Source organism: Azospirillum sp. B506 (genome assembly GCF_000333595.1).
In the GTDB taxonomy this organism is placed as follows: domain Bacteria; phylum Pseudomonadota; class Alphaproteobacteria; order Azospirillales; family Azospirillaceae; genus Azospirillum.
This window is the reverse complement of record NZ_BADK01000390.1, coordinates 1-10,257: the sequence shown is the minus strand read 5'-3', so window position 1 is coordinate 10,257 and position 10,257 is coordinate 1. Positions and strand designations below refer to the sequence as shown.

Annotated in this window: 11 protein-coding genes; 1 reads left to right on the top strand and 10 read right to left on the bottom strand. The window is 68.5% G+C overall.

Translation table 11 applies throughout. From position 1 onward, the window contains the following. Positions 1-160: 160 nt before the first annotated feature. The 10 genes from I71_RS11950 to I71_RS11905 form a co-directional block, all read right to left on the bottom strand. Positions 161-1,309: a methyl-accepting chemotaxis protein gene (locus I71_RS11950; protein ID WP_042695081.1), complete on the bottom strand. Its 1,149-nt coding sequence runs from the start codon at positions 1,307-1,309 to the stop codon at positions 161-163. 81 nt (positions 1,310-1,390) lie between these two features. Continuing rightward, complete coding sequence (locus tag I71_RS11945) at positions 1,391-2,458, bottom strand: chemotaxis response regulator protein-glutamate methylesterase (protein ID WP_042695080.1); 1,068 nt, start codon at positions 2,456-2,458, stop codon at positions 1,391-1,393. A gap of 3 nt (positions 2,459-2,461) precedes the next feature. Continuing rightward, positions 2,462-3,124: a chemotaxis protein gene (locus I71_RS11940; RefSeq protein WP_049976063.1), complete on the bottom strand. Its 663-nt coding sequence runs from the start codon at positions 3,122-3,124 to the stop codon at positions 2,462-2,464. A 3-nt stretch (positions 3,125-3,127) separates the two neighbouring features. After that, entirely contained in the window at positions 3,128-4,039 is a 912-nt protein-coding gene (locus I71_RS11935) for a protein-glutamate O-methyltransferase CheR (protein WP_049976062.1), read from the bottom strand. Between the two features lie 93 nt (positions 4,040-4,132). Next, on the bottom strand, positions 4,133-4,675 hold the full coding sequence (locus I71_RS11930; RefSeq protein WP_042695079.1) for a chemotaxis protein CheW: 543 nt from the start codon (positions 4,673-4,675) through the stop codon (positions 4,133-4,135). 9 nt (positions 4,676-4,684) lie between these two features. After that, a complete protein-coding gene (locus tag I71_RS11925; RefSeq protein WP_042695078.1) occupies positions 4,685-6,961 on the bottom strand; it encodes a chemotaxis protein CheA in 2,277 nt (758 codons plus the stop codon). 33 nt (positions 6,962-6,994) lie between these two features. Further along, on the bottom strand, positions 6,995-7,360 hold the full coding sequence (locus tag I71_RS11920) for a response regulator (protein ID WP_042695077.1): 366 nt from the start codon (positions 7,358-7,360) through the stop codon (positions 6,995-6,997). Further along, positions 7,357-7,671 carry an STAS domain-containing protein gene (locus tag I71_RS11915; RefSeq protein WP_042695076.1) on the bottom strand — a complete coding sequence of 105 codons (315 nt, stop codon included), beginning with the start codon at positions 7,669-7,671 and terminating at the stop codon, positions 7,357-7,359. The genes I71_RS11920 and I71_RS11915 overlap by 4 nt, the downstream gene beginning before the upstream one ends. Before the next feature lie 183 nt (positions 7,672-7,854). After that, on the bottom strand, positions 7,855-8,346 hold the full coding sequence (locus tag I71_RS11910; RefSeq protein WP_042695075.1) for an RNA pyrophosphohydrolase: 492 nt from the start codon (positions 8,344-8,346) through the stop codon (positions 7,855-7,857). 20 nt (positions 8,347-8,366) lie between these two features. After that, positions 8,367-9,110, bottom strand: coding sequence for a sulfite exporter TauE/SafE family protein (locus I71_RS11905; RefSeq protein ID WP_042695074.1), 744 nt, complete (start codon positions 9,108-9,110; stop codon positions 8,367-8,369). Between the two features lie 165 nt (positions 9,111-9,275). Between I71_RS11905 and I71_RS11900 the strand changes: the two genes are divergently transcribed. Next, positions 9,276-10,257: glutamate-5-semialdehyde dehydrogenase (locus tag I71_RS11900; protein ID WP_042695073.1), on the top strand; the 982-nt coding region annotated here is incomplete at its 3' end.

The window sequence follows — 10,257 nt, the reverse complement described above, 5'->3', positions numbered from 1 at the left end:
CGGGGATCCTCTAGAGTCGTCCGCAACTTCGCATGGTCGTTGAAGGTCAGGCGCCCACGCAGGCGGACCACCGCCTCCCGATCAGACAGCTCGATGCCGTAATCCATAGGCCCGTCTTTCCGCAATGCTGGTTCATCGTACAATCGGCGGGCGTGCCGCGCTAGAAGAGTTCAATATCACCGCCGGCTCCGCTTCCGCCTGCGACATCGAGGTCGAGCACGCCATTTTCATCCAGCGCGGTGCCTTCCAGCAGCAGCTTGCGCACGAAGCGTTCCCGCATTTCGCTGAGCGTGAAGCGGCCCATCAGCTGGTTCAGCCATTCCTGCGGTTCCCGCACGCCGATGTCGGGGGGGATCTGGTCGCGGATGCGGCTTTCCAGATCGCCAAGCCCGGCGCTCATGATGGCCAGACTGTCGTTGATCGCCTCGATGCGCTGCTTGGTCAGATCCTGGAACTGCATGCCGGTGATGACGTGGGCGATGGTGGAGGACATGTCGGTCGAAACCGATGCCGCCGTCTCCAGCACCGTCTTGAAATGGGTGGTCTGCGCCACGAGGCTGTCCATCGTCTTGTCGACGCGCTCCTTGGCCAGCATCTGCGGCGACATGTCGGTGTTGGCGATCTGGCGCAGGATGTCGTGGCCGTTGCGCACCCCCTTCACCACGGCGGTGACCTTGCTGCGCATGCGCTCCGCCAGTTCTCCGGTGGAGCGGGATAGGTGCCTCACCTCCTGCGCGACCACGGCGAAGGTGCGCCCGGCCTCGCCGGCGCGGCTGGCCTCGATGGTGGCGTTCAGCGCCAGGAAGTTGGTCTGGCGGTTGATGCCGTCGATGTCGCCGATCGATTTTTCCAGCTCCGCCACGTCCTTCTGCACGTCGTCCAGCAGATAGACCATGCTCATCGCGTGGCGGGACAGGGTGACGATGTTGGTCACCATGTCGGTGATGATGCCTTGCATGCCGACGACCAGCGCGTCGAGCGGCACCCGTTCGCCGTCGATCTCGACGGACCCGGCCACGGCGACGATCTGCGCCACCCGCTCCGACTGTTCCATCGCCTTTTGCGCCAGTTCGCTGAAGCGTTCCGACAGGTCGAGGGTCGAGGTCTCCACATGGTCCGAGGTCCGCGTCAGCTCGCTCTGCACGATGTCGAGCGTGCGGCGCTGCACGTCGGCGAAGCCGAGCCAGGTCGACAGCAGCTCCGCGGTGACCGCGACCTTGGCTGCGCCGTCCGGGTGCGCGGACGTATCCTGCGGCGCGGCAGTCGCAAGGCCCGTCCGGACGGCGTCATGGGCAGCGGGATTGAACATGCTGGTGCTCCTTGGAAACTCTGCCCCGGGAAACTCAGACCCAGGAAACTCTGCCCGTGGAAACCCGATCCGGATGCCCGGTCAGGTCGGTGCGGTGCGGGGACGTTCGCCGACGGCGTCGAACGCGCGCAGCATCTCGGCGGGGATTTGGCCGAGCGGCAGTTCGACCGCGACCGCGCCCGCCTCCCTGGCGGCGCGCGGCATTCCATAGACGACGCAGCTCGATTCCTGCTCGCCGATGGTGAAGGCGCCGGCTTCACGCATCGCCTTCATGCCGATGGCGCCGTCGCGGCCCATGCCCGACAGGATGACGCCGACGGCATTGTTGCCGGCCGCCCTGGCGACGGAGGCGAACAGCACGTCGACCGACGGGCGGTGACCGCTGACCGGCGGCGTGTCCTGGATGTGGCAGACGAAGCCGGCGGTGTCGCGGACGATGGCGAGATGGCGGTCGCCGGGGGCGATCAGCGCCAGCCCCTGGGCCGGCCGGTCGCCATGGGCGGCCACCCGCACGGTGGGGGCGGACAGCCGGTCCAGCCGGGCGGCGAAGCTGGGCACATAGCTGGGCCCCATATGCTGGGTGATGACGATGGGGGGGCAGTCGCCCGGCATGGCGGCCAGGACGTCGCGGATGCGCTCCACCCCGCCGGTCGAGGCACCGATGGCGATCAGCCGCTTGCCCGATCCGGCGCGCCGCGGAGCCGGCAGGACGCCGTGGACGGGGGCCGGGCGGCGCATGGTCAGGCGCGCGGTGGCGGCGACGCGGATCTTGGAGACCAGCTCCATCGCCGTCGCCTCGAAGCCCTGCCCGTCGGAGCCGCCGGGTTTGGCGACGCAGTCCACCGCCCCCAGCTCCAGCGCGCGGATGGCGGCGTCGGACCCCTCGCGGGTCAGGGAGGAGACCATGATGACCGGCGTCGGCCGCAGCGTCATGATCTTCTCAAGGAAGGACAGGCCATCCATCTTCGGCATCTCGACGTCCAGGGTGATGACGTCGGGGTTGGTGGCCTTGATCACCTCGCGCGCCTCGAAGGCGTCGCGGGCGACGCCGGCCCCCTCCTTCCCCGCCTCGCGGCTCAGGATGTCCTTCAGCATTTCGCGCATCAGGGCGCTGTCGTCGACGATGACGACACGGATCGGTCTGGACATCGGTCAGCTCCCTCCCGCATCGGTCGGCACGAGCGGTTCGACCTTGCCCTCCTCGGGGGTGCGGTCCAGGCGGGTGATGAAATGCCGTTCGCGCGTGACGGCGTCGGCCGCCGCCTCCGGCCGCAGCAGGCGGCGCAGCGCCCGCCCGCTGTGCGGGAAATAATGCAGCCGCCGGGCGGAGCCGCCGCCGAGATCATAGCCGGCGAGCGTCAGCCCTTCCGTCCGCACGTAATCCAGTGCGAAGCGGCTGTTCAGCCCGCCGATATCGTAGCTCGAGTCGATGACGCGGCCGCCGCCGAACAGCTTGACCTGCAGGCGCCGGCGCTCCGCCCCCGCCGCCAGCAATGCGTCGATCAGCCGTTCCATCGCGACCGAACCATAGCGCGCAGCCATGCCGGCACCGTCCGGCTCGCTCTCCAGCAGGTCGGGCAGCATGAAATGGTTCATGCCGCCGATGCCCCGCACCGGGTCGTGGATGCAGGCCGCCACGCAGGATCCCAGCGTCGTCGCGATCATCAGGTCGGGGCGGTCGCTGACCGCCTGCTCTCCCAGCGCGATCTTGACGGTGTCGACCTTGAATTCCTGGTTGAAATAGCGGCCGCTGCCCATGCGGCGGGGCGATGCGGCGCGGGCCGGCTCGGGACTGGACTCGGGGGCGGCATGCATCGCTCAGTCCCTCCGGTAGATCGTCGGGCCTGCCTGCCGGAACAGGTTCGAGACGCCATACAGGCTTTCGGAATGGCCGAGGAACAGATAGCCACCGGGACGAAGCATCCGGGCGAAGTTCTCGATCACCTGCATCCGGCCGCGGCGGTCGAAATAAATCAGGACATTCCGGCAGAAGATCGCGTCGAACGGGCCGGACATCGGCCAATGTTCCAGCAGGTTCAGAGGCTTGACGGTGACGAGGCGTTTCAGCTCCTCGCCCATCGCCACGGCCGGCTCACCGTCCAGCCGGGTGTCGGTGGTGAAGCGCAGGCGGATCGACGGTGGAATGCCGGTGGCCCCCGACAGCGGGTAGATGCCGCGCCGGGCGGTGTCCACCATGTGGGTATCGATGTCGGTGGCGAGGATGCGGGCGTCCCAGCGGCGCAAATCCGCCCCCATGGTGGAGACCAGAACCATCGCCATGGTGTAGGGCTCCGGTCCCGAGGAGCAGCCGGCCGACCACAACCGCAGCCGCGGCTTCGGCTGGCCGGCGTTCAGCATCCGCACCTCCGGCAGGACGGTGGAGGCGAGGAAGTCGAAATGGTGCGATTCGCGATAGAAGCTGGTCAGGTTGGTGGTCAGCGCATTGACCAGGAAGCCGATCTCGTCCGCCACATCGTCACTTTGCAGCAGGGCGCAATAGGCGTCGAAGTCGGGCAGCCGCAGTTCGCGCAGGCGGCGGGCCAGCCGGGCATAGACCATCTCGGCCTTGTGCGGTGCCAGCGCGATGCCGGCCAGCTGGTAGAGCAGGGCGGCGATCAGGTCGAAATGGTGCCGTTCGAAATGGAACTCGCGCGCGCCACCGGACACCGCGGCCGGAGGGCGCCGCAGCGTCGCGGTGTCGGTCGATAAGGCGGGCGGGCGTTCGGTCATCGCGACACCGGGTGTGTCCTCAAGCGGTTGCAGGTCTGGCGGACTGTGCGGGCAACGGACTTCGCGTCACCGTGGGCTTTCCGCCCGCTGCGGTCAGGTCGGCTCCAGCGCGGCGCGGGCGGCGGCGTCCTGATCGACATGCTCGCCGGCAAACAGCTTGCCCACGTTCAGCAGGGTCACCATGCGGTTCTCGGCGGTGTAGAGGCCGCTGAGATATTCCGCGTCGATCAGGCCGCTGTCGACATCGGGCGGCGGCTTGATGGCGTCGTGGCCGATGGCCAGGATGTCGGAAATGGCGTCGACCAGGATGCCGCGGGTGCGTTCGCCCACCTGCATCACCACCACGACGTGGCGCTTGGTCACCTGGGTCGGGCCGCCGCCGAAGCGGGCGCGCAGGTCGAAGATCGGGATGATGATGCCGCGCAGGTTGATCACGCCGCGGACATAATCGGGCAGGTTCGGCAGGCGGCTTTCCGGCGTCCAGCCGCGGATTTCGCGTACGGCCAGGATGTTGATGCCATATTCCTCGCTGCCGACCGTGAAGGTGACATATTGCTCCTCGTTCCCGTTCGCGGTGCCGGCGGACTGGAGATCGGTGCGGGAGCTGACGGGGGCGAGTGCGGTGGAGCTGCTCATCGCTGGACCTCAAACCGTTTGGCGTTGACGCTGGTCGGTCCTGTCCGCCGGGGCGGGCAGGGATGGGGGAGACGGGACGCTGCTGCCGGTGCCGTTTCCGGCACCGTGGCGGCTCATTTCGCGCAGGCCCGCGACGTCGAGGATCAGGGCGACCCGGCCGTCGCCCAGGATGGTGGCGGCGGCGACGCCGTCCAGCCGGCGGAAGTTGGCCTCAAGGCTCTTGATGACGACCTGCTGCTGGCCCAGCACCTCGTCCACCACAAGGCCGAGGCGGGAACCGTCCTCCGTCTCAACCAGCACGACCAGCCCCCTGGTGGCGTCGTCGATGGCCTTGGGGATGCCGAACAGCCGGTGCAGGTGCACCAGCCGCACATATTCGCCGCGCGCCATGATGACGTCGCACTTGTTGACCAGCCCATGCAGGTCGGCCGGCTTCGGCCGCAGGCTCTCCACGATGTTGGTCAGCGGCAGGACGAAGCGTTCCTCTCCCACCGAGATCACCATGCCGTCCAGCACCGCCAGCGTCAGCGGCAGCGACAGGACGAAGCGCGACCCTTCGCCCGGCGTCGAGTAGACGCCGATGCGCCCGCCCAGGCTGGAGATGTTCCGCCGCACCACATCCATGCCGACGCCGCGGCCGGACAGGTTCGAGACCTGATCGGCGGTGGAGAAGCCGGGCAGGAAGATCAGATTGTCGATCTCTTCGTCCGACAGGGTGGACCCCGGCTGCACCAGCCCCTTTTCGATCGCCTTGGACAGCACCTTGGCGCGGTTGATGCCACGGCCGTCGTCGGTCACCTCGATCACGATGCGGCCGGACCGGTGGGCGGCCGACAGATGCACGGTGCCGGCGCGCGGCTTGCCGACCCGCTCCCGCTCCTCCGGGCTTTCCAGCCCATGGTCGATGGAATTGCGGATCATGTGGGTCAGCGGATCGACGAGATTCTCGACGACCGTCTTGTCGACCTCCGTCGTCTCGCCCGAGGTGACCAGCATCACCTCCTTGCCGGTGGCTGCGGCACATTCGCGCACCAGCCGCGGCATGCGGGAGAAGACGCTGGAGACCGGCTGGGCGCGGATCGACATCACGCTCTCCCGCAGTTCGCGGGTGTGCTGGGCGAGGCCCTCCAGCCCCTCCAGCAGTTCCTGGAACTGGCCGGGCGGCAGGTCGCGCAGATGCTCCGCGATCATCGCCTGGGTGATGACCATCTCGCCGACCATGTTGACCAGGCGGTCGATCTTGTCGAGATCGACGCGGATGGTGTGGGTGGTGGGTCCGGCATGGTCGCCGCCCCCAGCAGCGCCCCCCGCACGTTTGGCGCCGTCGCCAGGCTTCGCCGTGCCCGACGTGGTGGCAGCCGGGGTGATGGGCGTAGCCGCCGCCGCCGGGCCGGCCGGAACGGGAACCGCCGGCGAGACCGCGACGGGTTCTGCCGGTGGGATGATCGCGGGCGGCGGGGCCTCGGCGCTGATGGTGATGTCGCAATCGTCGGCGACGAACTCGAACACATCGTCGATCCGGGCGCGGTCGACCTGCGGACCGGCGAGCAGAGTCACCGTCCAGGACAGGTGCAGCAGCTCGGCGTCGAGGTCGCGCAGGGAGGGCAGCTTGTCAAGGTGGCAGACGACTTCCGCCTCGCCCAGCCGGCGCAGGGCGCGCAGCATGTAGGTCGGCTCGTTGCCCGACAGCAGCAGTTCGGCCTTCGGACGGAAAACGACGGTCCAGCGTAGCGTCCCTTCGGGGATGGTCCCCGAGGAAGCGGCAGCAGGCCGGTCGTCGCGCGCCGCCTGGATTGCGGCCAGTGCGTCGCCGAAGATGCCGGCCTCGTCATCCTCATCGTCGGGATGGAGCATCGTTGCGGTCGGCGGTACCCCGGCAACGTCCTCCGCCGGTGCCCCGGCCTTGCCCAGGAAGCGGCGCAGCGCCGCGACGGTGTCGTCGGTGGTGCCGGCCGGCGCTTCCGTCTCGTCGGCGGCATGGGCGAGCAGGCGGGCCAACACGTCGTTGGCACGGATCAGCGTGTCGACCAGTTCGGTGGTGATCGGGATTTCGGCGTTGCGCACGCCGTCCATCACCGTTTCGAATTCGTGCGCGAAGGCGACGAGCTCGTTGAAGCCGAAGGCACCGCCACCGCCCTTGATCGAATGGACGGCGCGGAAGATCGCGTTGACCTCGTCCATATCGACCTCGCCGGGGGCGAGACGCAGCAGCCCGGCCTCGGCGACGGCCAGGAGTTCGGCGCTTTCGTCGAAGTAGGTCTGCTTGAAACGGCTGAGATCGTCCACGGCTGTCGCCTCCCTGACGCTGACGGCTTGGGGTCAGCCGCAGACCTTCTGCACCACCGACACCAGCTTGTCGGGGTTGAAGGGTTTCACGATCCAGCCGGTGGCGCCGGCGGCCCGGCCCTCGGCCTTCTTGCTCTCGTCCGCTTCGGTGGTCAGCATCAGGATCGGCAGGGTGCGGTGGGCCGGGACGGCGCGCAGCTTGCGGATCAGGGTCAGCCCGTCCATCACCGGCATGTTCAGGTCGGTGATGACCAGATCGACCTTGGTGGCGGCGATGGCGTTCATCGCCTGCTGGCCGTCGGCGGCCTCGACCACGTCGTAACCGGCGCCCCGCAGGGTGAAGGACACCATGTCGCGCATGGTGCGCGAGTCATCCACCGTCATCACTTTCTTCTTCATGCACGCCTCCACTGCTTCAGCCAGCCGGCCAGACCCAAATCCTCGCAGGCTTCGGCGAGGATTTCGGACGGGCGCAGAATGGCGAAGAAAATGCCTTGTTCCGCCGCATCGCGGGAGGCGACGACCAGCGCCTGGATGCAGGCGGCGCTGATGCGTTCGACCGTGTCCGCCTGGACGGTGACGTCCACCGAAGCCTTGAATGCGGCGCGCAGGCTGTCGAGCAGGGGTTGCGCCATGGGCAAATCGAGGTCGCTCGGCAGGCCCAGGCGGACCCGGCCGTCATCCTCCTCCGTCCACTTGATCAGCGACACGCCACCCCTCCGTCCAAAGCCGGCCCGCTCCTGCGCATTCCGGTTGCAGCAGCGACGTTGCCAGAAGGCGTCTCAAGGATTCGTTAAGCGGACGCCATGGGTGGGCCGGGGGGGGCGGGAAGTTGGGGATAACGGCAATCAAAAATGCGACATGCAGCCGGGATCCGCGCCCGGGGATGCGGATCAGCGCTTTGCCAGTGCGATCAGCGGACGGAACTCCGCCAGGACCGATTCATAGACCGGCCGCTTGAAGGCGACGATCAGGCCCGGCAACTCTTCGGCGTCGATCCATTTCCAGGCGTCGAATTCCGGATGGCCGGTGTCGAGCCGGATGTCGGATTCGGCACCGGTGAAGCGGGCCAGCATCCACATCTGCTCCTGCCCGCGCCAGCGTCCCTTCCACACCTTGCCCAGCAGGTCGTCGGGCAGGTCGTAGCGGTGGGGGGCGGCGGTCATGGCGATGAAGTCGGCCTTGGCGGTGCCGATCTCCTCCTCCAGCTCGCGGAAGGCGGCAGTCCGGGCATCCTCGCCTTTGTCGATGCCGCCCTGGGGCATCTGCCAGTCGGCCTCCGAGCCGCAGCGCCGCGCGACGAACACCTCGCCGCGCTCGTTCAACAGCATGATCCCGACGCAGGGGCGGTAAGGGAGGGTATTGCGGTCGATGGGGGCGGACATGCCGGGGAACTCCGTTCGGGTCAGGCTTTCGTGAGGAAGAAATAAACGGTCATGCCGGCGCCCACCAGGATCACCAGCTTGCGCAGGACCGGCGGCGGGATGCGGCGGGCGACCGACGCGCCGGCATAGCCGCCGGCCATGGCGGCGACCAGCATCACCAGCGCCTCCGTCCAATAGACCGCACCGCCGGCGACGAAGGCCGCCACCGCCACCGCGTTCAGGCAGCCGGAGACCAGCGACTTCAGCCCGTTCATCGCATGCAGGTCGGTCAGGCCGAAAACCCCAAGCGTCGCCAGGATCAGGATGCCGATGCCGCCGCCGAAATAGCCGCCATAGACCGCGATCAGGAACTGCACCGCCAGCACCGTGCCATGGCCGATGGTGACGTTGCGCCGCACCCAGGCCGAGGCCGTCGGGCCGATGGCGAACAGCAGCGTCGCGAACAGCAGAAGCCACGGCACGATGACCTCGAAGGTCCGCTGCGGCGTCCACAGCAGAAGCAGGGCGCCGAGCAGCCCGCCGACGAGGCTGATGCCGAGGAAGGAGGGCAGGTGGACCTCGCGGATGCGGCCGAGTTCCCGCCGGTAGCCGAAGGCGCTGGCGAGCGCGCCGGGTGACACCGCGACGGTGCTGGTGGCGTTGGCGTTCAGCGGCGGCACGCCGGCCAGGATCAGCGCCGGGAAGGTCAGAAAACTGCCGCCCCCGGCCACGGCGTTCAGCACGCCGGCCAAGAAGGCGGAGACGATCAGCAGCAGCGTCAGCATGTCACCCTACCTGACAACCTTCCCCCGGCGGTGCCGACGCGTTGCGTTTTGCACACGCCCGCCCATACCGCAACGCCGAAGTCCCACAACCGCGCGGCTTTCGCAACCCCGAACAATTCGTTAAGGTCGTCGTCCCTTCAACGGATAGAGTGTCCGGAGACCTCCATGTCCGCCCTGCTCGATACCACCGACGCCCTGCACGACCAGATGATCGCCCTCGGCCGCGCCGCCCGCGCCGCCGCGGCCGCGCTGGCGACCGTGCCAGGACCGTCGAAGGACCGGGCGCTGAGGGCGGCCGCGGCGGCCATCCGCGCCCGCGCCGCCGAGATCAAGGCCGCGAACGCCGAGGACATGGCGAACGCCCGCGACCTGTCCGGCCCCATGCGCGAACGGCTGATGCTGGACGACAAGCGCATCGAGGCGATGGCCAAGGGGCTTGAGGACATCGCCGACTTCCCCGATCCCATCGGTGGTGTGCTGGCCGACTGGACGCGGCCCAACGGTCTGCACATCCAGCGCGTCCGCGTGCCGCTGGGCGTCGTCGGCATCATCTATGAAAGCCGGCCCAACGTGACGGCGGACGCCGGCGGCATCTGCCTGAAGTCAGGCAACGCCGCCATCCTGCGCGGCGGTTCGGAGAGCATCCGGTCGTCCCGCGCCATCGCCGACTGCCTGGTCCAGGGCCTGCGCGAGGCCGGGCTGCCGGAGGCGGCGATCCAGCTGGTGCCGACCACCGACCGAGCCGCCGTCGGCCACATGCTGACGATGCGCGAGTACATCGACGTCATCATCCCGCGCGGCGGCAAGTCGCTGATCCAGCGCATCGCCGACGAGAGCCGGGTGCCGGTCATCAAGCATCTGGACGGCAACTGCCACGTCTATGTCGATGCCGCCGCCGACCTGGAGACGGCGCGCAAGGTGGTGCTGAACGCCAAGATGCGCCGCACGTCGATCTGTGGCGCCGCCGAGACGCTGCTTGTCGACCGCGCCATCGCCGACAAGGCCCTGCCGGTTCTGGTGAAGGATCTGCTCGATGCAGGCTGTGCGGTGCGCGGCGATGCGGCGGCCCGGGCGGTCGATCCGCGGGTGACGGCGGTGGCACCGGAGGATTGGGACACCGAGTATCTCGACGCCATCATCGCCTGTG